Genomic DNA, 26,835 nt, shown 5'->3' with positions numbered 1-26,835 from the left:
TCATTACGGGCTGGTAGATGCTGCGACGAGCACCAGCCCCGCTCGGTCGCCCCGTCTGTGCGCCCAACATGTTCAACGAGGCCCGGCCGGATGTACTCCGAGACTGGGTCCCGAGGCTCCATTCCTGCGCTGCCCGCCTCTTGGGTCAGCGGGTGTCGCGGATCATCACGGTGAGGACCGGCGAGGCCGGTGACGGTTGGCTCTGTCCGAGGTCCTCGTATCCCCACGACTTGTAGAGCGCGTGGACCTTTCCGTTTCCAGCAGCCGAGTTGACCATGAGTGTGACGTACGGCTCCTCGCGTGTAGCGAGAAGGGCGTCGTGGATGCGGCGGGCGGTGCCGGTCTTCCGCCAGGTCGGCCGGACGCCGATCTCCTTAAGGGCTACGGCCGGGTGCTCGGTGTACTTCTCGGCCGGCGCCGGGGTGGTGCGCTGCCAATACCGGTCGCCGTGCTCGATGGTGTTGCCGTAGGCGTAGCCGACCGGATGCCCGTCCGCGTACGCAAGGACGGCCGTGAAACCTGGCTCGGTGCCGTGCCGGTCCAAGCGCTCGCCGAACGCAGTGACCGCGTAGTTCGGCAGGTGGAGCAGTGGGGCGCGTACGTCGGCGTACACGTCGAGGAGGTCGCCGCGGGCGGTGCCGAGGGTGGTGAAGGTGCGCAGTTCGATGGCGGGCGCCGTGGTCATGCGGCCATCCTCCAGGTGGCGGCGTGCTCGGTCCAGGTCTGCACGCTGGAGCTGCCCGGAGCGGTGGCGCGCAGTGCGGCCCCGAACTCCTGCAGCATGCGCGTGACCCGGGCGTGCTGGGTCGCGGCCTCGGCGGAGACCTTCATCGCAGTGGCCGTGGCGGCGTCGGGGGCACCCTGCGCGAGCTGGGCGTGGGCGAGCCGGGTCGTGGTGATGGCCCGGGAGCGGATCATGTGGGGCCGGAGGGCGGACAGGCAGCGGTGGGCGTGGTACTCGGCGGTCGAGTAGTCGCCGAGGGCCAAGTGCGCGGAGAGGGCCAAGGAGTCCAGCTCGGCCTGGTCGTAGAAGGCGAGCATCCACACCGGGCGGTAGTCGGCGGGGTCGGCGCGCAGCATGGCGTCCTGAGCCTGCTCGAACGCTCGGCGGGTGCCGGTGCGGTCCTGGGCCGCACCGTGGATGGCGCCCTGGCGGGCCAGGCCGAGCGAGGCGAACAGAGGGTCTCGGCGAGTGAGGTGCAGGTTGCGGGCAACGTCGTTGGCGGCGAACGCGTCCGCCGGTCGGCCCATGTGGCGGTACATGGTGCCGGCGTGGCTCCAGATGCGGAACTTGATCGCCTGGTCGCCGGACATCTCGGCGAGGGCCTGGGCCTCACGCATGTGCGCCTTGGCGACGTCGTAGCGTCGGCCGTCGATGGCGGCCCACATCGCGGAGGAGCGGAAGGCGGCCGCTGAGGCGTAGAGGTTGCTGCGTACGCGCTGGGTGGCGCTGCCGGCGTTCTGGAGGTTGAGCGCCTCGTCGGCGAGGGCGGCGGCCCGCTGTTCGATGCCGAGTTGTCCGCCGTGGCGGTGGTCGCTGGCGATGATCTCGGCGAAGCGCTTGTTGAGGCGGTTTACGTCGCTCATGCCGATACGGCGCGGCGATGCGGTGCCGGGTGCGGCTGCTGCTGCGGCAGCCGCCGCGATGCTGCCGACGAGGGTACGGCGCTTCATGTCGGGGTCCTCCTGCTGCGGTGGGGCCGGGATGGACGACGGTCGGCCCCGTGGCACGAACCCTAAAGCGACTGCGCGTAGTCCGGTGACGTCCTCAAGTGCCCTGCGGGCGGCTGACTTTGGCCACGTGACCCGGCCCGCTTTCCATGCCCGGACCGATGAGCCGTCGAGGCCACCAGGGCGTCCGGTCAACCGTTCAATGGCCCTGTTCACGGCCTCGGCGAGGCTGTTGGAGCTGTAGCCGTGTTCGGTCATCCACGCCTCAAGAACGGTGTTGCGGGTGGTGTCCATGCGGGCACGGTAGCCCTCGCTATCCCCGCCCGCCAGGTAAAGGAGAGGTCAAAACACCCTAGGTCGGTCCGTCGGCTGAGCACCTGAACGTCCTAACCAGCCTGCTGGAAAAGGGAGTTGTCTGGGTTCTGGTCGCCCGCTGCACCCCACCGTGCGGGCGGCTGTTGACGGCCCAGCCCGCCCCTGAGGTTCCCCCGCGGGGGCGGGCCGGGCGCCGAGACGACACGAAGGCTCCACCCCAATGACGAGTCTGAAAACACCAGTTGAGGCCCTCTCCGCCGGCCATCCCACGTACAGCCAGACCTTCCCGTGCGAGCCGTCCACGGCCGAGCTCGGCCGCGATCTCGTTCGGGACGTCCTCGGTGTGTGGCACCTCGATGGCCTCGCCGACCGTGCCGCGCTGATCATCACGGAGCTCATCGCGAACGCTTCCAGGCACACTCCGTGTCCCGAGATTCGCCTCATGATTGGGCGGCCGAGCGCGACTCGACTGCGTGTCGGGGTCCTGGACCGGGAACCATCGCGTCTTCCCATACTCAGCCAGGCGGCTGACGACGACGAATCGGGCCGCGGACTGCTCCTCGTCGACGCTGTCGCCGACCGCTGGGGCTACGACCTGCACGGCTCGGACAGACGCCCCTGGGGCAAAGAAGTCTGGGCGGAACTCCGCACCGAGGGCGGCAAGTGAGTGTCCCGGCCACGGCATCCTCGCCCCTTCCGGATCTGGCCCTACTCCGGCCCCGCCAGCAGATGGCCATGGACTGCGCCCTCTGCACACGGCCACTGGGAGCGAGCGGTCGACTCCTGGGCGAGATACGCCACCGGGGCCTGAAGTTCCAGCTCTGGGCCTGCGCTCCCAACTGCCAGGCCGCCAGATCGACTATCCCGACCAGCTGAGAAAGGGGACGTCCTTCCATGGAGGAGTGGCCGTGGATCACCGGTGATTGCTGGCTCGGCTGCGGCCGGACCGGAGTCCTGGTGATCTGGCTCGGCCCGGTGCAGTGGGACGGGCAGCACGCTCCCTTCTATGCGTGCGAGCCGTGCCTTGATCGCCTCAAGGCACAGGCGTTCGCCTACTTCATGGAGCGGCGGCCGGCGTCCGCTTGATCAGACATCCGGCACACGACTTCCCGGCAGGAGGCAGGCGGCCCGCGAGGGACTTCCTACGCGGAGCACGTCCCCTCGTGCCGGGCGGCCAGGAGCCGTCCGGGGAGCAGCCGTGTGGCAACGCTCCCGTGACGGCACTTGGTGGGCGCTCCCGCCCAGAAACATCACAACGATTACGAGGAGTCGACGCATGACGCGCAACACCGTAGTTCCCAGCCGCACCGAAGTACGCCCGCAGATCCCGGGAGCATCGGACGGCTTCGACCTGGACGTCTCCCTCGTCGAGATCGCCGATCCGGCGGGCCTGGTCAACCTGACCGACGACAACTGCGGTTCCACCTGCGGCGCTTGCACCACCAACGTCGCCTGACCCGGTTCCGAGATCACTCCGGTCTGGTGCCACCGCGTCTCGCCGCGGCGGCACCAGCCGCCCGCCCCTCACCTACGGAGGTACTTGGTGGTTGCTCCGCCCGCAGCGTTCCGCGCTGGCTCCACCGCTCTCGTGCGCGCCGTGGCCCGGCCCTCGCTGCCGTTTCCTCCATGTCCTGACCTCTATGACCGCTCGCCCAGTGGTTCGTCTGCCCGCGTGGCGTGGCTACGCGCGGTGTGGGCGGACAAGGATGTCGCCGAGGCACTCCAGCACTCCAGCCCAGTCCTGGCCGCGCAGGTACGGGCCCTGTGTACGGACGGGTATCCCGCCCTCCGTGATGTGCAGCGCGCGGTGCTCTCAGTGGCCCGCTACCTGCTGCGGGCACAGCACCGGGCGACGCCCTTCGGCCTGTTCGCCGGCGTGGCCACCGCGGAGTTCGGCCCGCAGGCGCGGGCTGACTGGGGCGAGCAGCACGTGGCCGTCGGCCGCGCGGGGGCAGAGTGGCTGGCTGCTGTGGTCGAGCGGTTGGAGTTGTGTCCGGACCTACTCGAACGGCTGCCCGTCGTCGTCAACAACACCGTGACGTACCGGGGAGACCGGCTCATCGTGCCGTTCCAACCCGACGTCCAGGACGACCGGACTCGCGCGGTCGAGGCGTCTCTGGCCCTGACCGGACCGGTGCGCGCGGTCCTGACCGCGACCCGGGCGCCGATCCGGTTCGGCACCCTCGTGGAGAAGCTCCAGGCGGAGTTCCCCGAGGCCGGTCCCGAGAAGGCGCGTCAACTGCTGGCGGAGCTGATACAGCGGCGGGTGCTGATCACGGGCCTGCACGCTCCGAGCACCGAGACCGATGCCCTCGGGTATCTGGTGAGCCAGCTCGACGTGATCGACGCTGGAAGCCTCGCCCCGGTCGCGGAGACCGTACGCGAACTCCACGCGGTCCAGGCGGGCCTGGAAGAGTGCACCACGCACGGCGGCCGGGACAGCGTCGCGGCGCGGATGCGAGACCTCGTCCCTGGCCTGCGTCGCCACCCCGTCGCGCTCGACCTCCGCCTGGACGCGCAGATCGTTCTGCCGGAAGCGGTCGCCCGCGAGGTCGCGCGCGCCGCTCTTGTCCTGACCCGCTTGAGCAGCCGTCCGTACGGGACCGCCGCGTGGAACGAGTACCACCAGCGGTTCTACGAGCGGTACGGCATCGGCACGATGGTGCCGCTCGCGGAGGTCGTCGCGGACAGCGGCACCGGCTATCCCGAAGGCTACCCAGGCACTCCGGCCGGCGCGCGCAGGCCCCGCGTCTCCGCTCGGGATGACGCCCTCGTACGGCTGGCTCAGGCCGCTGCGCTCGACGGTCGTGACGAAGTGATCCTCACGGACGAACAGATTGAAGCCCTGGACGTTGGTCCCGACGAGCCTCGGCTACCGCCGCACTTGGAGATCGGGGTGCGGGTGCACTCGGCCAGCCTGGAGGAGTTGCAGCTCGGGCGGTTCCGGCTGGAGGTCATGAGCGTGTCCCGAGGCGTCGGCGTCTCCACGGGCCGGTTCCTCAGCGTGCTGGCCCCCGCCGACCGTGAGGCCCTCGTCGCAGAGCTTGCCGACCTCCCGGCCGCAGACGGCAACACCATGCCCGCGCAGCTGTCTTTCCCGCCCCTGCTCCCCGAAAGCGCCCACGTCACCCGCTCCCCACAGGTTCTCCCCGCCGTGATCAGCCTTCAGGAGCACCGCGTCCCGCAAGACACCGTCCTCACCCCGGAGGACTTGACTGTGGGGTGCGACGGCCGCCGCATGTACCTCGCTGTCCCCGAACGAGGCCACCGTGTTGAGGCCGTCGGGATGCACGCGCTGAACCTGCACACCCACACCCCGCCGCTGGTGCGGTTCCTCACCGAGCTGTCCCGCGCCCAGTGCGCGCAGGTCACCGTCTTCGACTGGGGCGCCGCAGCGGCCATGCCGTTCCTGCCACGTCTGCGGTACGGCCGGACCGCACTGGCCCCGGCGCGCTGGCGGCTCGAAGCGTCCGAACTGCCCGGCCAAGCCCGCCCTCGGGCCGAGTGGGACACCGCGCTCAGCGAGTGGCGTGCCCGGCGGAGACTACCGCGCCGCGTCTATCTCGTAGAGGACGACCGACGCCTCTTCCTCGACCTCGACGAGGCCGGCCACCGTGCGCTCCTGCGCAGACACCTCGACCATTCGCGCCTGGCCGTGCTCGTCGAGGCCCCGGAACCGGAGGCGTACGGCTGGTGCGGTGGGCGAGCCCACGAGGTCGTGGTACCCCTCAAAGCAACCGGGCCGTCGGCATGGCCGCCACTGCCGGCCCCCAGCCGGGCCCGTGCCCTGTCTTCGACCCAGATGCAGACGCCTGCCGCTTCCTCAGTTCTTCTGGCCGCCCTGTACGGCGACCCCCGCCGCCAAGACGTCTTGCTCTCACAGTACTTGCCCGGCCTCCTCCAACGGCTCGGCAACCCGCCGTGGTGGTTCATCCGCTTCCGCGACCCGGACCAACACCTCCGCGTACGCATCGCCCTCCCCGACCCGCAAGCCTTCGCCGACACGGCCCGAACCGTGAGCGCCTGGGCCGACGAGCTACGAAGCGTCGGCCTGCTGGCCGACCTGCGCTATCCCACCTCCTACCGCGAGATGGGCCGTTGGGGCTCCGGCGCCGCATGGGAGGCGGCCGAGGAGGTGTTCCGGGCGGACTCGCGAGCCGTCCTGGCCCAGCTCGCGCAGCCACAGCGCCCCAGTCAGCGCACGCTGGTGGCGGCCCACACCGTCGCCATCGCCTCCGCGTTCCTCGGCACAATCGAGGCCGGGATGCGGTGGCTGATCGACCATGTCTCGCCGACCGCACCCGTGCCCGTTCCGCGCCCGCAGTTCACCGAGGCCGTACGGCTCGCCGACCCGAGCGACGACTGGTCGGCCTTGCGCAGTGTCCCGGGCGGAGACGCCATCGTGTCCGGATGGGTCGACCGGGAAGCGGCACTCGCCACGTACCGGCCGCACCTGCCCGGCCCGGGCACCCAGGGCATCGCCGTCGACGACGTCCTGACATCCCTGCTGCACGTCCACTTCGTGCGCCACGTCGCCGTGAACTTCCCGGAGGAAGAGGTGTGCCTCTACCTGGCGCGCGCCGCCGCCCTGGCCTGGACCGCCCGCACCAAGGGGAGGGCCTCGTGAACGCCCACCTTGCGCTCGGCCTGGTCGACGCCATCGCCGCCCAGCTCGCCGACCCCGAGACCATGCCCCGAGACCCCAGGACGCTGTCCTCGGACCGGCAGCACCTTGCCTACGGTCCGCCCGGAATCGCGCTCCTGCACATCGAGCTGGCCGCGAACGACCTCGGCCCGTGGCAACGCGCCCACGACTGGCTCGCCGCCGCCTCCCGGCAGCCGCTCACCAGCGGCCCAGACAGTCACCCCTTCTACGGAGTACCCGCCTTCGCTCATGCCCTGACCTGCGCGGCCGATCACCTGGCCGACTCCTACCAACGCGCTCTCGACGTGATGGACGCCCAGATCGCAGTCGACGTAAGACGCCGTCTCGACGCCGCACACCGCCGCATCGACGCCGGACGCCTGCCGCAGCTCGCCGAGTTCGACGCCATCCGGGGCCTCACCGGATACGGCGCCTATCTACGGCGCCGAAGCCCGGGTAGTTCCACGATGCGCGCCGTTCTCGACTACTGCGTACGCCTCACCGAACCGATCACCCACCATGGCGAGAGCCTGCCGGGCTGGTGGGCGGAGACCGGACCCTCGGGCAGCTCAGACGACCGATTCCCCGGCGGGCACGCCAACACCGGTATGGCGCACGGCATCGGCGGCGTGCTCGCGCTCCTGGCTCTCGCCGCTCGAAACGGCTCCGTCACCGACGGGCACCACGCAGCGCTGCACACCATCCTGGCCTGGCTGGACCGCTGGAAGGAGGAGGCCGACGGCGGATCGGTCTGGCCGTACTGGGTCACTCAGGCAGAGCTGCGAAGCGGGCGTCTCGCCCCGTCCGCGCCTCGGCGGCCATCCTGGTGCTACGGCACCGTCGGCCTCGCCCGCGCCCAGCAACTTGCCGCGCTTGCCCTCGGCGACACCCGCCGCCAGATCGACGCGGAGAACGCACTCGTGGCCGCCCTCACCGACCCCGAGCAGCTGAAGGCCACGACGGACAACGGCCTCTGCCACGGGTTCGCCGGCCTCGCCCACGTCGCCGCGCGTACGGCCGACGACGCACGCCCCTCGACCGCGGAGAAACTCCGCGCCGCGATCCCGGCCCTCCTGGCTGCGGTCATCCCACCGGGCACCGACCCCGAACTCACGGCCACGGCGCTCATCCAGGACGAGGAAGGCGGCCCCGGCTTCCTCGACGGCGCCGTCGGCATAGCCCTGGCCCTCCTCACGCCCAGCACCGCCGCACCACCCCGGTCCGCCTGGGACACATGCCTCCTCATCGCCTGATCCACCGACCGAAGGACCTCAATGCCTCCCGACCGCTGGCAGCAGCACAACATCACCTTCGTCGACCGCGGGACTGCCCGGCGCACCATCACCGAACGCCTTGGCCCCACCCTGAACGAGGCCGAGGCCGACGGGCAGCTCACCGGCCGGTGGTTCATGAACAAGCAGCCCTGGCCGCTGCGTTACCTCGCCGACAGGCCCTCACCAGCCATCGAGTCACTCCTGAGCGATCTCATCGGCGACGGCGTGGCCGTGTCGTGCCTGCCCTGCGTCTACGAACCCGAGACCGACGCATTCGGCGGACACGAGGCCATGGACGCAGCCCACGAACTGTTCCACCGCGACTCCCGCCACCTGCTCACCTACCAGCCGAGCCCGATGCACCTGGGACGCCGGGAGACCGCCGTCCTGCTGGCGAGCGCCATGATGCGCGCTGCTGGACTCGACTGGTTCGAACAGGGCGACGTATGGGCGAAGGTCGCGGCCCTTCGACCGGCCACCGCTCCACAACCGCCCGAACAAGCCACCGAACTGGCCCCGGCCATGCAGAAGCTCATGACCGCCGACGCCCACAGCCTCTACCGCCCGGGTGGCCCACTCCGCGCGCACGAGGAATGGGTGACCGCCTTCGAACGGGCTGGCGCCACGCTCGCAGACCTCGCAGGCCGCGGCGCCCTAACCCGCGGCCTGCGAGCCGTCATCGCCCACCACGTGATCTTCCACGCCAACCGCGCCGGTCTCCCCCGGGCCGACCAGAGCGCCCTGTCCCACATCGCACGAGAGGTAGTCATGGGAACGAGTGACCACACCGAGTCGCCCACCGAGGCAACGGCCAGCGCCGCTAGCGTCAGCGCGGTGACCACCGACACGATCACCACCCCCACGGCGGACGCCGAGCGCCTCCGCAACGCCCTTGTCGACCAGCTCCGCGCGGACGGACACGCCCGCACGCCCGCCGTCGAGACCGCGTTGCGGACCGTGCCCCGCCATGTGTTCGTGCCCGACGCGTCTCTCGAAGACGCCTACGCCAACGCACCGGTGCACATCAAGTACGACACCGACGGCATGTCCATCTCCTGCGCCTCCCAGCCGGGCGTCGTCGCCCTCATGCTGGACCAGCTCGAAGCGCAGCCCGGCGAGCGCATCCTCGAGCTCGGCGCCGGCACCGGCTACAACGCCGGTCTGCTCGCCCACCTGGTCGGCGAGAACGGACACGTAACCACGCTCGACGTCGACGACGACCTCGTGGAAGGCGCCCGCACGCACCTCGCCGCCGCCGGGATCACCAACGTCCAGGCCGTGACCCGCGACGGGGCGCTCGGCTACGCCGAAGCAGCGCCGTACGACCGGATCATCGCCACCGTGGGCGCGCACGGTGTGCCGCACGCCTGGCTGCAGCAGCTTGCACCCGGCGGTCGGCTTCTCGTCCCCCAGCGCCTCAAGGGCACGGTGTCCCGCTCCATCGCCTACGAGCAGCGTGACGGGCGGTGGGTGTCCCTCGGCAGCGAGATGAACACCTTCATGCCGCTTCGGCGGGGCATCGCCGACGACGACCGCCGAGTGATCCCGCTCAGCACGGACGGCACCGTACGACTCCAGGCCCCCGCCGGACTCAACATCGACGCCGACGCCCTCGCAGGTGTACTCGACCAGCCGCGCACCGAGGAGTGGACCGGCATGACGGTCCGCGCCATGGAATCGCCGGAGTGGATGGAACTGTTCCTCACCTGCTCCCTCCCCTCCGGCCTGATCCGGATGCTGTTCCCTCAGAGCACCAAGGGCACTCTGCTCACCGAGGATCCCTACCCCTCGTCGACCGCCGTCGTCAACAAGGGCGCCGTCACCTACCTGGCGCGGCGGCTGTCGGAGAAGAGGACCCCCGAGGGCGGCAAGCTCTGGGAGTTCGGCGTCATCGGCCACGGCCCCGGAAGCGACGAACTGGCCGCGAAGGTCGCCGACGCCATCCGCACCTGGGACCGCGAATACCGCAGCCGCGAAGCCACGTTCGAAATCCAGCCCCTCGACGCCCCCAGCATCGAGCGGCGCCCCGGCCTCTTCGCTCTCGACACCCCGCTGAACCGCATCGTCGTCGACTGGCAGTGACGCCCCCACGCGTATCGGACGGTGCCCGTCGACACGTGGCTGGCGGGCACCGCCGCCTCAGCACTCCTCACTCTCGACAAGGGGGATCCATGGACCCACACGGCTCCACAGCCCAGCGCTTCCCGCTCGTCGCCCGATTCCGACCCACCTGCCTGCCCCTGCCTGAGCGCGTGCGCGCGCTCGTCGACCTGGCAGACACCGCGGTGAAGAAGGCCGACCAGGGACTCGCATCGGCCGTCTACAACCAAGCCGCACTCATCGCCTCCGATCTCGACCTCCCCGACCTCGCCCGCGAGATGTGCCACCAGCACGCCGCCGCCTACCTCCACGCCTGCCCCCTGCCCGGCATGAGCGCGATCCGGGGACTGGAACCGGTCGTCAATCTCGCTCGCCTCCAGATCCGCGCCGGCCACGCCGATGAGGGTCGGCAGCGGCTCCTCAACCTGTACAAGGCCGTCGAGGCGGGCGCAGCCGCCCGGTTCGAGGGCGTCACCGTACCCGCGAGCCTCACTGCGACCGGCGAAGACCGCCAGGAAGTTCGCGCATGGCTGTGGCGCGTCCTCCTCGCCGACGGCACGCGCACCCTCACCGCCGAGGGGCGATGGGCCGAGGCGCTGGCGCATATCGAAGCCCACCATGGCATCGGAAAGCGGATGCTCGACGGTCGGCAGGTCGCCGTCCTCGCCGCACTCGTTGCGGGTGACACCGCGTGGGCCGCTGCCCTCCTCGCCGACACGATGCCCGACGATCCGTGGGAACAAGCCGTCACGACATGCCTGACCGTCCTATGCCGCCGTGACGCCGGGCAGCCGATCGACGGGCATCTGGCGGGCCTGGTGACGGTCTACTCCGGACGGAAGACCGAACCCGGGATGACCGTCTTCGGCACCCGGCTCGGACTTACGGTCCTCGACGCGATCGGTTCCGCCGAGGCGCTAGCCGCGCACCGCATCGTCGAGGACCTCCACCGCAGGACGACAGACGCCGAAGACGGCTATGCGGCTCGCGAGAGCTTGGCTCATCCTCTGTTCACCGAGACCGCCACGGACCGGCAAGTGCAGGACTGTCGCGCGCTGGTACGCGCCTGCGCCCTTGGCTCAGGGAACCTCCCGAACGAGCTGCGAGGAGGACTGACGGCGGCTCTGCGCGCCAGTGATCGCGTGATCCGGGAAAGCCTCGCACGTTCCTCCGATCCCGGAGGAACGCAACCCCTGCGGCTCTGACGGTGCCTAACGGCGCCGTCGGTGCTGCTGTTCGGCAGGCGTCGTATTCGTCGATGGAGTCTGACCGTTTTGGATCTGCTGGACGCGGACCGAGGGTGTGATGGTCGAGCGTCGGCGGGCAGCTTCAGCGCGGCGGTTCGGGGCAGGGTTCCGGCCGGTGTGCTGAATACGGGTGATCAGCACCCGGGCAGGTTGGCGGGCGCTGGTCAACTCGCGCTGGGCAGCAGCCTCCTTGAGGAGCTGGTGGGGTTGGTGGCCGCGGGCGTCGGCGTCGGCGAGGACGGTGGCAAGTGCCGGCCAGGCCGGGTCGGCGATGATGCGCTCGGCGTGGTCGGGGACGGCTGCTCGTACGTCGTTCGCGAGAACGCGGCGGGTTTGCTCCCTGGGCGGTCGGGCTGTGAGTTCGGCGAGAGTCGGAGCAAGGGCGCGGTCGGCGGCCATCTGGAGGTGCTGGACGGCCGGCAGGTCGGCGTCGGCCTGGTGGGCGTGGTTCTTCGCTTCGTGCCAGCGGGCGGCGACGATGGCGGCCCAGACGAGGGCTGCGACCATGGCTGCCAGTGCGCTGCCGTCGGGGCCGGTGGCGGTGTGGACGATGTCGCGGGCCGCGCTGCGCAGGGCGTGGGCGGCGCGGTCTTCCGCCCGGATCTGAGAGCGCTGGGCTCGGGCGAACGCCTTGGCGGCGGCCTGGAGTTCGGTGCGCAGGTTGGCGGGTGCCTTCTGGGCGGTGGCTTCCAGTAGTTCGCCGAGGGCGGTGATGTGGGCCTGGGCGTGGGTGTCGTCGGCGAGGTCGCTGTGGAGGGTGTCGAGGGCGTCGGTCGCTTGGTGCCAGGGGGTGCTGGGGTGGTTGCGGCGGGCGGTGGGGTGTTCCTCGGGCCGGCTGGATTCGAGGCGGGCCGTGATCTTGGGCAGGGAGAGGTCGGGGGAGATCTTGCTTCCGGGGTGGTAGATCTGCTCGCCGGCCTCGTTGACGTCGCCGGGGCGGCCGGCGGCGTAGCCGAGGAGGTCACCTGACGGGCCGCGCCGGACCTGGACCTCGACGCCGCTGGCTTCGAGGTAGGCGATGAATTCCTCGGCGTTGGTCACGTGCGGGATGGCGGCGCGGATGCGGTCCTGGAGCCACTCGCGGCTGGGCTGTTCCCAGCCGAGGCGTTCGGCCTTGTGCATCTCGGCCTGGGTGGGGCGGCGGGCGCCGGTGCGGTCGCCCTTCTTCAACTGCCTGAGCCCGTAGTCCTTTTCGATCTCGCGGCAGGCATCGCCGACGCGGATGCCGCTGTCGTGGAGTTTGGGGCGGCGGCCGTCTTCGCGGACGGTGGTGGCGAGGATGTGGATGTGGTCGTCGGCGTGGCGTACGGCGATCCAGCGGCAGGCGAGATCGTCACCGGCAGGGGCGATGCCGGCGGCCTGGACGATGCGCTGGGCGATCTCGCCCCACTCGGTGTCGGAGAGGTAGCGGTCCTCGGGTGCGGCGCGCACCGGGCAGTGCCAGACATGATCGGTGACCTTCCTGCCGAACTCGCTGTTGCGCAGCCGCACGGGCTCGTCGAGGTAGCGGGCGAGTTCGCTGAGGGTGGCGTTCTCGTCGCGGCCGGGGTCGGGCATGCCGAGCATCGCGAATCCCACGACGATGTGCGGGTCGAGGTGCTCGTCGTGGTCGCCGGGGCCGTAGAGGTAGGCGAGCAGGCCGCGGGTGTTGGACCCGGCCGGTTTGATGGCGGCGATCACGCGGCTGCCTCCGTGTCCGGGTCCGTGGGCTGACGCAGGGCCTCGGCGATCAGCTCCAGCAGAACGTGGAGTTCGGTCAGATGCTGGCGGATGTCGGGTGGGGTGTGGTCGCTGTTGAGGGCGCGTGCAATCTGGTTGACGTTGACGCCGATCCGGTTGAGCTGGCGCAGGACCTGGGCGCGGAAGATGTGCGTGCGGCGGCGGTCCTCGGACAAAGGCAGGTTGGCGGTGAACCGACCGATGATGAACGCGACGACCACGTCGGCGGCGAAGCCGCCCTCGCCCTTGTAGCCGTGCTCGGCAGTGGCCTCCTCGAGGAGGGCGAGCTGATCGGTCGTGAAGCGCAGGGGGCCGACACGCTCCTTGCGTTTGTCTCCGGTGAAGCGGCGGATCGTGGGCTGAACGCTCTTCACGACAGGCTCACCGCCGACGCTTTCGACGGTGTCGGTGGCACGTACGGGACGCAGGGTCTCGCACTGGACGGTGCGGAGCGTGTCCTCGTCGGGGCCGCCCTCGGTCCCGACGTCCTGGCCTGGCGCCCCCTGGCGCTGGGCCTCCTCCGCCACCCCCGGGGCGGAGACCCCCGAAGACCGGCCGTGAGTCGGACTCGGGGTACTACTGGCTCCGCCCGGGGCAGGTCGTCCGAACGCGCGGCGCCAACGGTCCATCAGCGTAGGGGACTTCGTCAGCGTCGGCAGCTCGGCGGGCGTGTCCTCGGAGTGGAGCGGGTCGTGCGTCATGGACGGTTCTCCGGAGAAGGGGCGGGGAGGGCGTGCGAGTCACCGCGGAGATCAGGTGGAGTTCGGGCGGCTGCCGCCTCTTCCACAGGTTTGGACGTTCGTGCGTTGCGCGGGGCGGTGACCGGCGGGCCGGATGACCGGAAGAGTTCCGGTCATCCGGTGGCGGTTCCGGTCAGTCGTCGGGCCGGTCGGTCTCGGCTGGGGCTTCGGGTTCGGCCCGGAGGATGTCCATCACGTCGGTCAGCCGCTTGCTGCCGATCGTCAGCCCCTTGTCCTCAACTGCCTTTCGGACGACCGTCCGGGTGAGCTTGCCCTGCTCAGCGGCTGCAGCCCTGCCGATCTCCACGAGTACCTCAAGCGAGGCGCCGGGCGGACGCCCACCGCGCGGCTTGCCTGCTGCGGCATCGGCGGGCGATTCCGGCGGCTGGACGGATGTGGCGGTCGGCGGCTCGGTGGTCCGACCGGGCTGAACCAGTAGGCCGGCAGGCCGCACGCCCTCGGCCGGAGCCTCGGCAGACGGGCCGACTGCGATGGCCGGCGCCTCGGCGGGGTGGACGGATGGGGTGGCCGGTGGTTGCGGCACCTGCGCTGAATCAGGGGCCGAACGGTCGACAGCAGGCTGTGCGACGAGTTCGTGGATCTGCCGCATCAGCACGCCGAAGGCCACCATCGCGGCGGCCGGGGGAACCGCGGCGACCACATAGTCGAGCAGCGGCACGCTGTCGACTTCGCGCGTGCCTGTCACCCCGGCCACGTTGAGCCCGATGGAGCCGACCGATCCGATGACGGTGACGCTGATGGCCCATTTGTCGGTGACACGGCGCAGGCCCGCACGGAGCATGAGCAGCTCGCCCGCGACGATGAACGCGTCCAGCGTCGCGGGCCACGCCCATCGGCGGGTCGGCGAGTCGCGGAGTCCATGTTGGGCGGCGACGTCCGCCAGGTGTGCGTAGGAGAGCCAGAACGCACCGGCGGTAAGGGCCACGATGACGACGCCGGCCGTGCGGAGCACGTACTGCTCCGCAGTCAGCTTCCTCTTCGCCGGCTGCTCCAGGCCGGGCTGGTCGCCCCGCAGCGGGCGGTCTCGGCGACGGGACATGCGAGGGATCCTCAAGCGGGGTACTCCTGGGGTAGTGGTGTGGTGCGTCTTTGCCGTCTTGGCCGTTGCAAGCGCAGGTCAGAGCAGGTACGGCAACCGCCTCGGCTCTCCGTCCTGGCGGGTGCCGCCTGCGTCGTGTTCCGAGTCGGAACACGACGCAGGGGCGTTCTGCAGGGCTTGGTTGCGGATGGACCGTGTCCCGAGTCGGGACAGAGGCGTTGCATCGTCCGTCCCAGTGGGCGGGGCTGTGACCTGCGGTGATACGGCAGGACGGCGGGGGACGGCGCAAGACGGATGAGGGCGGCGTCTTGGCGGCGGGCTGCGATGGTCGATCGCGGTGCCGTCTTGGCCCCGGTTCCCGTCTTGGCTGCATGCCCTTTGACCTGCGAGATCACGGCAGGGACGGCAGGGACGGCAACCGGGAGAGGGCCTCAGTCCTCGCCGCGAGTGGTGTCGGCGTCGACGGGGTGGACGGCGGGGCAGTACCGGCGCCAGGCGTCGAGGAACTTGTTGCGCATATAGCCCTTGCGCTGCGTCCGGTCAGCCATGCGCACATTGCCGGACTTGATCTCGTACGCGCGCAGCATCCTGCCCAGTTCACGCGCGTCCAGCCCGCCGCGTCCCCATTCCGCCCACGGGGCCTCGGGGTCCTGGCGCAGGTAATGGAGGAGTTCCTCGGTGGACAGGCTGTCCACCTCGCGCTGGGCGACGAAGACCCGGCGGATGTCAGCGAGGATCCGCGCACCGCTGGGGTGGTCCTCCTCGGCCACCTCTTCGGCGGCGACCATCCGCGCACAGGCAACCCGCGCCAGCCGGGGCCAGCAGCCACCGGCCAGGTCGGCGACGATAACCAGAGGTTCCCAGGTGTCCGCGGCACGGTCCTCGACCGGCATGTCCGGCTCCAGGTCCGCGGCCTCGTCCAGCAGCGGCCTGGCCCACGCGTGCAGACGGTCGCGCAACTCATTCAGGGCCGGGATGTCACGCCGCGACCGGAACGGCTTGACCTTCTCGCCCTCGGCCCGGCGCCGCATACGGATCACCACTGCCCGGTCCATGACCGTGTCGGGCAGGTCGCCGATCCCCGCGATGGCCGCCATGGCGAACGTAGCGAAGCGGTGCGGGGTGTGGTCGTTGCCGACGACCCGGGTGACGTACCGGTTGCGCTGGTGGCCTGCGTTGAGCAGGCCGCGCATCTCCTCGTTCTTCTCGGCCATCTTCGGTGTGCCGAAGATGGTGTCGGCCTCGTCCACCAGGAGCGTGGGCGGGTTCTCCTCGGTGATCGATCGGAAGATGGCCGCCGGTGTGGTGTTGATGGTGAGCATCGGTTCGTGGACCGTCTCGGTCAGCACGTCGAGGAGACGCGACTTGCCGCACCGCTTCGCCGGACCCACCACCGCAAGGCGCGGGGCGTGCTGCCACGCGGGCTGTAGGTGCGTCGCCGCCACCCACAGGGTGATCGCGTCCAGAGCCTCCTGCGATGGCGGGATCACGAACTGGGCGATCTGCGCGCGCAGTTCATCCAGCAGCTTCGAGCCGAGGGTCGGCTCCGCATCGGGAATCGCCTCCAGGCCACTCGGCGTCTCCGCCGCGTCGGCGCCGTCAGCCTGCGCGGCGCGCAGGTGGGCGCCGGGCCGGCCGGGGACGGCGGTTGCGGGCCAGACAGCCTTGGCAAGGGCGGAATAGGACTCGGGGTTCTCGGGTTGCACTCGGCAGCTCCTCGTCTGGCGGTGGCGGGCTCGCATGCCCTTGCCGCCGGGTTGGTTCTTCCAGGGCCGTTCGGGGTTGCTCGGGCCTCCGGCGTTGCACCGCCGGAGGCCCACTCCTTTCTCGCGGGCGCCAGGCCATCGCGAGGGAACACGGACCGTACGTCGACGCCCGGCAACAGTCCAGCGTTTCTGTGTCAGCTCAGCGCAGAACGGTCTGCTACAGCTCCCCGCTCTCACGCGGCCAGGCCCAACAGAGCCAACAGGTCTGCAGTCACCACCCGGTAGGCGTTGCCCAGCCGCAGCACCTTGCACGGGTACTGGCCTCGCTTCGCCAGCTCGTACCCCTTGCTCCGCCCAAGCCCCAACGCCCGATTGCCCGTCTCCAGGTCAACGGCAGCGGGAAGCTCAAGCAGCTCCTCACGGCTCATGCCCTTCACCCGGCCCGCGGGTTCGTTCTCGCGCATACGCGCTCCATCCATGACTGAGCCCTCGGCGAACACGGCGATCGCGCTCGTCTCCAAGCCATGGAATCAACGTTAGGGAAGTTAATGTGTCCTCATGACACAACGCGGTTGGGATGCTGGAGGGGACGAGGACGACGTCCCGGAGTGGGTGGACCAGGTGATGGCCACGGTGGCCGCCGAAGTCCGCAGACGAAGGAAGGAGCTAGGGATGAGCGCCCAGGACCTGGCGGACCGCTGTGAGGAGATCGGGCACCCGATCCCGCGCAACGTGATCGCCAACATGGAATCCGGCCGCCGAGCCAACCTGCCCCTGGTCGACGTCATCGTCCTCGCCAAAGCCCTGCGGACCTACCCGATCTGCCTGCTCTACCCCGTCGGCTACGTCCACCGAGTCCAGCGCCTTCCCCTTCAGCGCTCCGAACCGACCTGGGATGCCATGCGCTGGTTCACCGGTGACAGCGAGGACTTCGGCTTGGAAGACGGCATGCTCCGTTCCTTCCGTGCCCACGTCCGCCACCAGCGCGCCGCCCTGGCCGCCCTGAAGGGCGAGAAGCACGAGCGCTGGAAGGCCGAGACGGCACCCAACCGGGCGGAACGCGAGGAAGCCGTACTAGCCCAAGCCGACTACGCAGAAAGGGTGTTGGAAGCCAAGTACCGGCTCCGCAGTGCCCGCGCCTTCATCCGCGAAGACGGCGGCACCCCACCGCACCTGCCGCCGGAACTCGCCGACGTCGACCCACCCGAGACCCACCCCAGCACCACCGAGGAGAACGATCTTTGAAGGGCTCCACCCACCGCCGCTGCTACTGCCGCGACCCCCGCACCGGCAAGCCGCTCGGCAAGAAGTGCCCCAAGCTCTCCAGCCGCAAGCACGGCTCGTACTCCATACGCCAGGAACTCCCGCCCCGCGAAGACGGAACCCGACGCTCCTTCAGCCGCGCGGGCTACGAGTCCCTCAAGGACGCGCAGGCCGACCTTGACCACGTCCGCTCCCTACTCACCCTCGCGGAGAAGGACGACCCGGACAGCCTTCAGCGCCTCGTCGACATGCTGGAGGAGGTCGCGGTCGAGAAGGCTCCACTCCCGGCCATCGAGGAGACCCGACGCCGCCTGAGGGCGGGCCTGGCCCTCCGTGGCAGCCTCACCGTCGGTGAGTGGCTCGACCAGTGGTTCGCCGCGAAGAAGCGCCGCAAGACCACGCTCAACGGCTACGCCTCCCACATCCGCGTCCACCTGAAGCCGCGCATCGGCCACGTACGCCTCGACCGCCTCAACGTCGGCCACCTCGTTGAGATGTTCGACGGGATAGCCGACGACAACGAGGTCATCGCGGCCGAGAACGAGGCCCGCCGCGAGCAGATCGCCCGCTGCAAGCCGAGTAAGCCCGGCCGCCCCGTAGGAGCTGAGCGGAAGCTGCTCGCGGTCGAGCGGGCCAAGCTGGCGGAGATGAAGCCGTTCCGGAAGATCACCGGCCCGGCATCCCGTCAGGCGATACGCCGAACCTTGCGCGCGGCCCTGAATTCCGCGATCGCCCAGCAGCTCATCACCTTCAACCCGGCGTCCCATGTCGAGTTGGAGTCCGGCAAGCGCCCGAAGCCACTTCTCTGGACCGATGAGCGAGTCCGACGCTGGCGCGCGACGGGCGAGATCCCCGGCCCGGTGATGGTGTGGACCCCGCAGCAGTTCGGCGCCTTCCTCGACGCAGCCGAGGGCGACCGCCTGTACGCGATCTTCCCCCTCATGGGTACCCGCGGCCTCCGTCGCGGCGAGGCGGTCGGCCAGGACTGGCACGAGATCGACCTCGACGCCGGCCTCATCACGCCCGCCAAGGAGATCGTGGTGGACGGCTGGGACCCCTACGAATCCGAGCCCAAGACGGACGGCAGCGCCAACACGATCGCACTCGACAGCACGACCATCTCCGAACTGCGCGACCACAAAGCCCGCCAAGAGAAGGAGCGCGCGGAGTGGGGCGAAGCCTGGAAGGACACCGGCAAGGTCTTCACGAAGGAAGACGGCTCGTGGCTCCACCCGGGGACGGTCTCCGAGACCTTCCGCCACATCCTCGCCACGACTGACCTGCCGCCCATCACCCTGCGCGACCTGCGCCACGTCGCCGCCACGCTCACGCACGGAGGCGGCGGCGACATCCACGCTGTGAAGGAGACCCTGCGGCACTCCACCATCACGCTGACCTCGGACACGTACACGAGCCTGCTCCCTGAGCTGGATCGCGAGATCGCCGAGGCCGCAGTAAAGCTGGTACCCCGCGTCCGCGGGCGGAAGGCTGAGGAGAAAAATCAGGGCGCAGCCTGAGGAGAGCACCGAGAGAATGCTGTCGTGGAGAACGAGAGCAATCTTCCCCTCACTCTCATAACGGTCGACCGTGCATCGTCGAGCATGGTCGTCTCCCGCCTGGACGGGAACGGGGCATGGCTGGTTCCAGCCCCGTCCCTGTTCGAGGACACGAGCGTCGTGGCCAAACTGGAGTTCAGCCCAGCGCTACCAGCGCTCCTCGTTACCACCCTGGCGGGGGACCAGATTCTCTTCGAGTTGCCGCTCCAAAGCGCCGCTGATCAGCTCGAAGGACGGCTCGTGGTGTATCTCGACCAGAATCAATGGAGCACTTTGAGCAACGCCTGCCATGACCCGCAGAAGAGTAGCGAGGAAGATCAAGCCGCTGGTCGGAAGCTCAGGGATTGGGTGGACCAGCGTCGGATCATCCTGCCGGCCTCTTCCAGCCACTACTTCGAGACCGGCAAGCGGTTCAGTACGGAAAAGCGTTATGCCCTTGGGCTCACGGTCTTGCAGTGCAGCCGGGGCTGGCAGATGCGTGACCCCCTCCAGGTCCGGCGAAACGAGCTGCACGATGCCTTCTGCCATCGACTGAGCCGCCCCAAGGACATACGCTCCGCCCCGATCTTCACCCTCGATCCGGATGCCCTCTTCTCTCCAATTCGAGGGACTGGCTCCGGACTGCCGCCGACCTTGCTGAGTCAGTTTGAGTTCCACCCCGACGCGCTTGTCGCTGCCTCTGCTTCCATCGATACCATGCTCGACACCGAACGGGTCGGTGAGGGACCAGATACCGGCTGGACGACGGTGAGTCAGCGATTCAGCGACTGGCTGGACGAACTGGATCAGGATTCACAGCAGAAGCGGAGGGCTGTCGACATCCACATCGTTACGGATCTTCAGCAGGAGTTGGCTGAGGAGGCGGCTGCAGCGGGAGTTCCCACAGAGCTGTTCCGGCAGTGGGGCTTCAAGGGATGGGTGCGAGCGATCGGCGAGTCCCCGGCCACCGGCCTATTCCGGGAGATGCTTCATAGTCGGCACCTCAACAAGGGCACGACTTGGCGCCGCAATGACTTGACAGACATGCTGTACCTGTCCTGCGCAGCCGGATACGCGGACTTCGTCGTGTGTGAGAAGCACATGCGTGACCCATTGCAGCGCGGATTGAAGCGCATGGGACTCTCAACACAGGTCTACCGTCGGCTTACTGACGCTGTAGCGGCTATCGAGGAGCTTCTGGAAGCGCCTTCCTCCGCTGTCAATCACGCGCAGTAGCTTTGAGTCTGTCTCCCCGACCTTGGCTGACGGGTGGCACTAGTCTCGGTTTGGCAGGTGGTCAAATCCGCTGCAGGGGTGAAGGCACCGGTAGCAACAGACGTCTCTTCCCGTCGGGTCTTCTCCCAAGCCGTGCCGGAGGACCTCCTGGCTCAACTCAATCTTGGTAAAGCGGGCCAAGGGGTCTCTGGGCCGGGACACCCAACTCACTTCGTGGAGCTGCACCTCGGACATGACGGATCGCGGAAAGGCGGCGACGGTCTCACCAACGGTGTGTGAACAGCTGCGCGAGCCGCACACGTTGCATGCTCCGTCAGCGTCATGCCGCACGGTGACGTCGTATCGGGTATCGAGCAGGTGCGGGCAATAATCGATGTCCTGCCCGCACAAAGAGCAGTTTCGAGTCGCGGTGAAGCCGGCAGACATGCCCCATCTGCTGTGCATAAGCGTGAGGCGGCAGACGTCCCAGTAGGTGTCGTCGGAGTACTCGATGTTGCAGTCGAACAGCCCACCTACGAGGGCTGCGACATGGTGGGCGTGTCGGTGGGCGAGTTCGGAAAGCTCGCTGTCTTCGAGGAAGTTGTAGGCGTCAACGGCACGGGCCAGAGAGGTGCGTGCCGCCGTTTCCAGATCGCGCCACGGATCGACGGGCTGGCGCGTGTCGTGCGGTATGTGCAGAGAACGCGCCATCGCCATGTACTGGCGGTGGCTCCACAGGTCGGAAGTGGGTGGACCGATAGACCACGGAGACGGCGAGGTAAGTGCTGCGATGTTGGCTCGCAGTTGGCGTCGGACCTGCGACCACACGCGGATAAGGAAGTCCCGTTGTGCGCTCATCGTCCACAGTCCGCGGCGGTGGATCTCCTCTGTCGTGGATGTCCAGGACGGAAGGTGGGCCAAGGACAGGCCCCAGGTGAGGGAGATGCTGCGACAGCACTGCCCGTACAGGCTCATGGATTCCCGCAGGGCCGTCACGCCGTCCTGGTGCATCATGGCCAGGCGCACAGGGCCTGATGCCGGGGGCAGAGGTACCCCGGTGCGGATGACGAGGCCGGCGAATCTCATCCGGTCGCGTCCTCCGGAGCGGCATCGCCCGGGTCTGCCGGGGGAAGCTCGGCACGAGCCGGGTCGGACACGGCCGCTTGGATGAGCCTCTCGACGTCTGCCAGCCGGCTGGTGATCTCCAGACCCCGGATGGCCGTTTCATTCTCGGTCCGGACGATCTCAGCGATCTTGACCGTCACATGCGCCTCGTTGACCTCATCGTCAGGGCAGCTGGGCCCCAGTGAGGAGCGTGCCCGCTGCCAGGCAGTCAGAACGATGCTCTTGACCAGATCGGTGGTGAGCGTGGTGGCGACAGCGATCCCAATGGTGGCCACCACCTCGGTGGCCCCGTACTCGCTGAGATAGCGGCGGTCTTCTCGCGCGTATGCGAAGTCGATGTTCACGCCACGGTGCCGCAGCGTCTTGATCAAGCCGGCCACATCGTCCCGGTAGACGGCCATCCCGTCGATGCTTGAGTCGGGGAGCAGAAGCACGCGGTCGCCGGTGGGGGCAGCCAGCACCGCATCGGGCAGATCTGCCGCTGAGATGTCCCAGCGTGTCACAGCACCGGTGATCTCTTTGGCCATCAGCAGGAGCCCTCCGTGATTAAACGTTGTGTACGTGCCCAAGCCTAGAGCGGCGTGGGATTCCGCTGTCCCGCACGCAGTAGCCCACTGAAGTTTGATGTTGAGGTGGCTGCCGTCAGTCGTGACAGATCAGTTGGAAGGTGTGGGCCACTGCTCTGACTTCGCAGGCTGAGAAAACGACGGATGAGCTAGTTGGCTTCAGCTGCGGCCGGTCCATCGTCTATCACAGCGCGGGGCGAGAGGCACCGCGCCGCTGCGACGCCTCGCAGACACACCCGCGTGGGATCTTGTCAGCATCACCCAACGTGCGGCCCTGATCGAACATCCGCTCACGCATCGCTCACGCAGAACCCCGAAAACGCCACAGCGCCCGACCCGACCGAAGCCGACCCGAGCGCTGCGTAGCAGGTCAGAAGGGGTTTCCCCTCCCCCGCACCCGTAGGCCCTGTGGGACTCGAACCCACAACCAATGGATTAAAAGTCCACTGCTCTGCCAATTGAGCTAAGGGCCCAGGCGATGTTGCCTCCCCGAGCATAGCCGGACGCGGCCAGGTCTCCGATCGGGTATCCGGGACACGGCCGCGTCGGGCGGACGGAAGAGTGGACGGAACGGACGGAAGAGACGGAACGGTCAGGGATCGACCGGTTCGGGGGCGTTGGCGCGGGCCGCCTCGCGGGCCTTCGTGCGGTCGTGGTCGGGGTTGAGGAACCAGTGGCGGGCCGAGGCCTGCCACCAGATCCAGGCGAAGCCGAGGACGACCAGGACGGCGACCGGGGCGTAGTTGAAGGTCTCCCAGGTGACCGGGGAGACCTGCGGGAGCATGAACAGCACGGTGATCACGCCGACCCAGCCGACCGCCACCACGCCGATCAGCCGGGACCAGCGACCCAGGTGCCACGGCCCGCGCTCGAACGCCTCGCCCTTGCGCAGCCGCAGCAGCGTCGGGATGACGTAGGCGATGTAGAGACCGATGACGGCGATGGACGTCACGGCCGCGTACGCCGTGACGTTGATCAGGTACGGCAGGCCCAGGACGAGGGCGCCGAACGCGGCGAGCCAGACCGCCGCGACGGGGGTGCGGGTGCGCGGGCTCACGGTGTGCCAGATGTGCGAGAACGGCAGGGCGCCGTCGCGCGAGAAGGCGTAGATCATGCGGCTGTTGGCGGTCACGGACGCCATCCCGCAGAACAACTGGGCGCCGATCACGACCAGCAGCAGGAGCTTGCCGGCGGTGGCGCCGAGGGCGTCGAGGAGGATCTGGGCCGGGGGTGCGCCCGTCGGGGAGTCGAGGGCTCCGTCGTAGGACTGGATCGCGAAGGTGAAGCCCAGGAGCAGGACGAAGCCCGCTATCCAGGACGTCCAGATCGACTGCACGATCCCCTTGGGGCCGGCCGTGGACGCGTCGTGCGTCTCCTCGGTCATGTGCGCCGAGGCGTCGTAGCCGGTGAAGGTGTACTGGGCCATCAGCAACCCCAGCAACACCACGTAGACCCCGCTCCCCCAGCCCGTGTTGTTCACGAACTCGCCGAAGACGAAGGACGCCGACTGGTGTTTGTCGGGGGCGAAGGTGAGGGCGCCGACGATGACCGCCACGCCCAGCACGTGCCACCACACGCTCACGCTGTTCAGCAGCGCCACGATCCGTACGCCGAAGGTGTTCAGCAGGCCGTGCAGCACCAGGATGGCCGCGAACAGCAGCATGGTCCGGCCCGGGGTCACCTCGAAGTCGAACTGGAGGTTCAGGTACGCCCCGAGGAAGGACGCGGCGCCGAAGTCGATGCCCGCGGTCACCGCGACCTGGCCCAGCACGTTGAACCAGCCCGTGAACCACGCCCAGGCGGCCGCCGAGCGCGGGGGCGCGAGCCGGTGCGCCCAGAAGTACAGGCCGGCCGAGGTCGGGTACGCCGAACAGATCTCGGCCATCGCCAGCCCGACGAACAGCGTCATCAGGCCTACGGCGACCCAGCCCCAGGTGATCACGGCCGGGCCGCCGGTGTTCATGCCGAAGAGGTAGAGGGTCAGACAGCCCGACAGGACCGAGATGATCGTGAAGGAGACCGCGTAGTTCGAGAACGCCGACATGCGGCGGGCGAGGACCTGCGTGTAGCCGAGCTGGGCAAGCCGTTCTTCGTCCGACAGGCCGGAAGAGCCCGTCTGCCCACTCGCTTTGGCGTCATCTGTCATGTCCCCAGCGATTCCCATACCGGGGGCGTGACACACGTCACAACTTGGCCGAGAAGTGCCCCTCTGGAAAACGCCCTTGTAGCCCTGCCGGCCGGTCGCGATCTTCGTACGCGCCGACGATCTTCTTGTACGTCGCCCAACTGCGGATCCTCACACCGGGCTTGAGCCTGCTCGCCCCGTCGTCGGCGAACAGGTCGACGTCACCGGTCGACGCCTTGCGGGCCGGCAGATCGGCACGGCCGTCCCCGGTCAGGTCGCCGAAGGGGACAGGGATGACGTATGCGAAAAAGGCCCGCACGACCGAAGTCGTACGGGCCCTTCACGATCCCTGGGGGTCAGTGCGCGTCAGCCGTTGCGCTTCCAGCGCGGCTTGTCGTCACGGCGGCCGAAGGAACCGGTGCCGGTGCCGCGGTGGTCGTCGCGACGACCGTAGGGGCGGTCGTGGCTCGGACGGTCGTGGCCGCCGGAGCGGAAGCCCGGGCGGTCGCCCTGACGGTCCCGGTTGAACGGACGGTCGCTGCCACGGTGGCCGCCACGGTCGTCACGGCGCTCGAAGGAACGGCCGGCCGGGCGGTCGGAGGGACGGTCGTCGCGGCGGAAGCCACCACGGTCGTTGTCCCGGCGCTCGTTGTCCCGGCGGAAGCCACCACGGTCGTCACGACGCTCGAACGAACGGCCGCCACGGTCGTCACGGCGCTCGAAGGAGCGGCCACCACGGTCGTCACGACGGTCCGAGGGACGGTCGTCGCGACGGAAGCCACCACGGTCGTTGTCCCGGCGCTCGAAGGAGCGACCGCCACGGTCGTCACGGCGGTCGGAGGGACGGTCGTCGCGGCGGAAACCGCCACGGTCGCCGTCACGACGCTCGAACGAACGGCCACCACGGTCGTTGTCCCGGCGGAAGCCACCACGGTCGTTGTCACGACGCTCGAAGGAGCGACCGCCACGGTCGTCACGACGCTCACGCCGCTCGTACGACGAGGACTCCGACTTCTCGAACTCCCGCTCCACCGGCTGCTCCGGCACGGAAGCGGTCTCCGCCTCCGCCGCCTCGGCCACCGCGGCCTGCGCCTCGGCGACGGCCGCCTCGGGGTCCTCGCCGCGCTCGCGGGCGACCCGGGCGACCAGGCGGTCGGCCTCCTCGCGCAGCTCGGTCGCGCGCCGCTGCGCCCGCTCCAGCTGCTTGGTGAGGTGGGACACCTCGCGCTCGGCCTGCTGAGCCGCGTTGGCCGCGGACTCGGACTGGACCTCGGTCATCGAACGGGCGCCGGTGATGTCGGCGACCTCGGGCTCGAAGGCCGTACCGGAGTTGATGATGTGACGCCCGGCGTCGACGCCCGCGTCCTCCATCAGCCGGAAGATCTGGCGGCGCTGGTGCGGGAGGGAGAGGGAGACGACGGTGCCGGTGCGGCCGGCACGGGCGGTACGGCCCGCGCGGTGCAGGTAGTCCTTGTGGTCGCCGGCCGGGTCCACGTTCAGGACCAGGTCGATGCCGTCGACGTGGATACCGCGGGCGGCGACGTCGGTCGCGACCAGCGCGTTGACGTAACCGTCCTTGAAGTCGGCCAGCGTGCGGGTACGCGCGCCCTGGGTCATGCCGCCGTGCAGCGCGTCGGCCTTCACGCCCGCCTCGCGCAGCTGCTCGGCGATGCGGTCGGCGCCCAGCTGGGTGCGGACGAAGATGATGGTGCGGCCCTTGCGGGAGGCGATGGCCGCGGTGACCGGCGCCTTGTCCTTGGGCTTCACGATGAGGATGTGGTGCGACATGGTCGTCACCGCGCCCTGGGCTGCGTCGACCTCGTGCGAGACCGGGTCGACCAGGTAGCGCTTGACCAGCGTGGAGATCTCGTTCTCCATCGTGGCGGAGAACAGCATCCGCTGACCGCCGGCCGGGACCTGGTCGAGCAGCTCGGTGACCTCGGGCAGGAAGCCCAGGTCGGACATCTGGTCGGCCTCGTCGAGGACGGCGACCTCGACGTTCTCCAGGGAGCAGGCGCCGCGGTTGATGATGTCGCGGAGGCGACCGGGGGTGGCGACGAGGATGTCGACGCCGCGCTCCAGGGCGTAGATCTGGTTGCCCATCGAGGTGCCGCCGCAGACGACCTTCATCTTCAGGCCGACGACGTCGCCGTAGGGCTGAAGGGCGTCCGCGACCTGCATCGCCAGCTCGCGGGTCGGGGTGAGGATGACCGCGCGGGGCTTGTGCTTCTCGGTGCGACCGCCCGCGAGGCGGGCCAGGGTCGGCAGACCGAAGGAGAGGGTCTTGCCGGAGCCGGTGCGGCCACGGCCGAGGATGTCCTTGCCGGCCAGGGCGTCCGGGATGGTCGCGGCCTGGATCGGGAAGGGGGTGGTCACGCCGTTCTGCGCGAGCTTGCGCACGACGCCCTCGGGGAGACCGAGGTCGGCGAAGGTGACCTCGGGGGTCTCCACGACGTCTTCGGTGCCCTCGTTCTCGGGCATGACGGCGTGATCAGAACTGGAAATGGACATGCGTATGCGAAACCTTCC

22 protein-coding genes and 1 tRNA gene are annotated in these 26,835 nt (G+C 69.3%); 10 read left to right on the top strand and 13 right to left on the bottom strand.

From position 1 onward, the window contains the following. Positions 1-145: 145 nt before the first annotated feature. Together G3I78_RS40870 and G3I78_RS40865 are read right to left on the bottom strand one after the other, a co-directional pair. Positions 146-685, bottom strand: a complete 540-nt coding sequence (locus G3I78_RS40870; RefSeq protein ID WP_164434412.1) for a GNAT family N-acetyltransferase — start codon at positions 683-685, stop codon at positions 146-148. Further along, positions 682-1,965, bottom strand: coding sequence for an XRE family transcriptional regulator (locus G3I78_RS40865; RefSeq protein ID WP_164434410.1), 1,284 nt, complete (start codon positions 1,963-1,965; stop codon positions 682-684). Before G3I78_RS40865 ends, G3I78_RS40870 begins: the two co-directional genes overlap by 4 nt. A 241-nt stretch (positions 1,966-2,206) precedes the next feature. Here G3I78_RS40865 and G3I78_RS40860 point away from each other — a divergent pair, with 241 nt between their 5' ends. From G3I78_RS40860 to G3I78_RS40830, 7 genes are all read left to right on the top strand, one after another. Further along, positions 2,207-2,653, top strand: a complete 447-nt coding sequence (locus G3I78_RS40860) for an ATP-binding protein (RefSeq protein WP_164434408.1) — start codon at positions 2,207-2,209, stop codon at positions 2,651-2,653. A gap of 227 nt (positions 2,654-2,880) precedes the next feature. Further along, positions 2,881-3,072, top strand: coding sequence for a hypothetical protein (locus G3I78_RS40855; protein WP_164434406.1), 192 nt, complete (start codon positions 2,881-2,883; stop codon positions 3,070-3,072). 190 nt (positions 3,073-3,262) lie between these two features. Then, positions 3,263-3,442, top strand: a complete 180-nt coding sequence (locus G3I78_RS40850) for an FxLD family lanthipeptide (protein ID WP_164434404.1) — start codon at positions 3,263-3,265, stop codon at positions 3,440-3,442. Positions 3,443-3,658: 216 nt separating this feature from the next. Next, positions 3,659-6,613 (top strand): lantibiotic dehydratase, encoded by a 2,955-nt coding sequence (locus G3I78_RS40845; protein ID WP_164434402.1) that lies wholly within the window; start codon positions 3,659-3,661, stop codon positions 6,611-6,613. Then, entirely contained in the window at positions 6,610-7,884 is a 1,275-nt protein-coding gene (locus G3I78_RS40840; protein ID WP_164434400.1) for a lanthionine synthetase C family protein, read from the top strand. The genes G3I78_RS40845 and G3I78_RS40840 overlap by 4 nt, the downstream gene beginning before the upstream one ends. 21 nt (positions 7,885-7,905) lie before the next feature. Beyond that, positions 7,906-9,987, top strand: a complete 2,082-nt coding sequence (fxlM, locus tag G3I78_RS40835) for a methyltransferase, FxLD system (protein WP_164434399.1) — start codon at positions 7,906-7,908, stop codon at positions 9,985-9,987. A gap of 89 nt (positions 9,988-10,076) precedes the next feature. Next, positions 10,077-11,210 (top strand): hypothetical protein, encoded by a 1,134-nt coding sequence (locus tag G3I78_RS40830; RefSeq protein WP_164434397.1) that lies wholly within the window; start codon positions 10,077-10,079, stop codon positions 11,208-11,210. Positions 11,211-11,216: 6 nt separating this feature from the next. Here the strand turns inward: G3I78_RS40830 and G3I78_RS40825 are convergent, their stop codons facing one another. The 5 genes from G3I78_RS40825 to G3I78_RS40805 form a co-directional block, all read right to left on the bottom strand. After that, the gene (locus tag G3I78_RS40825) at positions 11,217-12,932 is read right to left on the bottom strand and encodes a relaxase/mobilization nuclease domain-containing protein (protein WP_164434395.1); all 1,716 of its coding nucleotides are present in this window, start codon (positions 12,930-12,932) and stop codon (positions 11,217-11,219) included. Beyond that, positions 12,929-13,672, bottom strand: a complete 744-nt coding sequence (locus G3I78_RS40820) for a MobC family plasmid mobilization relaxosome protein (protein ID WP_203616190.1) — start codon at positions 13,670-13,672, stop codon at positions 12,929-12,931. The genes G3I78_RS40825 and G3I78_RS40820 overlap by 4 nt, the downstream gene beginning before the upstream one ends. A gap of 172 nt (positions 13,673-13,844) precedes the next feature. After that, complete coding sequence (locus tag G3I78_RS40815) at positions 13,845-14,771, bottom strand: DUF2637 domain-containing protein (protein WP_239158355.1); 927 nt, start codon at positions 14,769-14,771, stop codon at positions 13,845-13,847. A gap of 431 nt (positions 14,772-15,202) precedes the next feature. Then, positions 15,203-16,477, bottom strand: a complete 1,275-nt coding sequence (locus G3I78_RS40810; protein ID WP_164434393.1) for a DUF3631 domain-containing protein — start codon at positions 16,475-16,477, stop codon at positions 15,203-15,205. 233 nt (positions 16,478-16,710) lie between these two features. Then, on the bottom strand, positions 16,711-16,941 hold the full coding sequence (locus G3I78_RS40805; protein WP_164434391.1) for a hypothetical protein: 231 nt from the start codon (positions 16,939-16,941) through the stop codon (positions 16,711-16,713). 94 nt (positions 16,942-17,035) lie between these two features. On the opposite strand from G3I78_RS40805, the gene G3I78_RS40800 reads away from it, so the two are divergent. The 3 genes from G3I78_RS40800 to G3I78_RS40790 are packed head-to-tail and all read left to right on the top strand — an operon-like array spanning position 17,036 to position 20,511. Continuing rightward, the gene (locus G3I78_RS40800; RefSeq protein WP_164434389.1) at positions 17,036-17,722 is read left to right on the top strand and encodes a helix-turn-helix transcriptional regulator; all 687 of its coding nucleotides are present in this window, start codon (positions 17,036-17,038) and stop codon (positions 17,720-17,722) included. Beyond that, positions 17,719-19,257, top strand: coding sequence for a site-specific integrase (locus G3I78_RS40795; RefSeq protein ID WP_164434387.1), 1,539 nt, complete (start codon positions 17,719-17,721; stop codon positions 19,255-19,257). Before G3I78_RS40800 ends, G3I78_RS40795 begins: the two co-directional genes overlap by 4 nt. Before the next feature lie 24 nt (positions 19,258-19,281). After that, the gene (locus G3I78_RS40790; protein ID WP_164434385.1) at positions 19,282-20,511 is read left to right on the top strand and encodes a hypothetical protein; all 1,230 of its coding nucleotides are present in this window, start codon (positions 19,282-19,284) and stop codon (positions 20,509-20,511) included. A gap of 39 nt (positions 20,512-20,550) precedes the next feature. Here the strand turns inward: G3I78_RS40790 and G3I78_RS40785 are convergent, their stop codons facing one another. The 6 genes from G3I78_RS40785 to G3I78_RS40760 form a co-directional block, all read right to left on the bottom strand. Next, positions 20,551-21,576, bottom strand: a complete 1,026-nt coding sequence (locus G3I78_RS40785) for a hypothetical protein (RefSeq protein ID WP_239158354.1) — start codon at positions 21,574-21,576, stop codon at positions 20,551-20,553. Beyond that, entirely contained in the window at positions 21,573-22,142 is a 570-nt protein-coding gene (locus tag G3I78_RS40780) for a hypothetical protein (RefSeq protein WP_164434383.1), read from the bottom strand. The genes G3I78_RS40785 and G3I78_RS40780 overlap by 4 nt, the downstream gene beginning before the upstream one ends. 439 nt (positions 22,143-22,581) lie before the next feature. Next, a tRNA-Lys gene (locus G3I78_RS40775) sits at positions 22,582-22,654 on the bottom strand. A gap of 119 nt (positions 22,655-22,773) precedes the next feature. Further along, positions 22,774-24,327, bottom strand: coding sequence for an amino acid permease (locus G3I78_RS40770; protein ID WP_164434381.1), 1,554 nt, complete (start codon positions 24,325-24,327; stop codon positions 22,774-22,776). A 37-nt stretch (positions 24,328-24,364) separates the two neighbouring features. Further along, a complete protein-coding gene (locus tag G3I78_RS40765) occupies positions 24,365-24,625 on the bottom strand; it encodes a hypothetical protein (protein WP_164434335.1) in 261 nt (86 codons plus the stop codon). Between the two features lie 47 nt (positions 24,626-24,672). After that, a complete protein-coding gene (locus G3I78_RS40760; RefSeq protein ID WP_164434379.1) occupies positions 24,673-26,817 on the bottom strand; it encodes a DEAD/DEAH box helicase in 2,145 nt (714 codons plus the stop codon). Positions 26,818-26,835: the final 18 nt, after the last annotated feature.

This window comes from Streptomyces sp. SID13726 (genome assembly GCF_010548375.1).
Taxonomy (GTDB): Bacteria; Actinomycetota; Actinomycetes; order Streptomycetales; family Streptomycetaceae; genus Streptomyces.
This window is presented reverse-complemented; position numbering and strand designations above follow the sequence as displayed.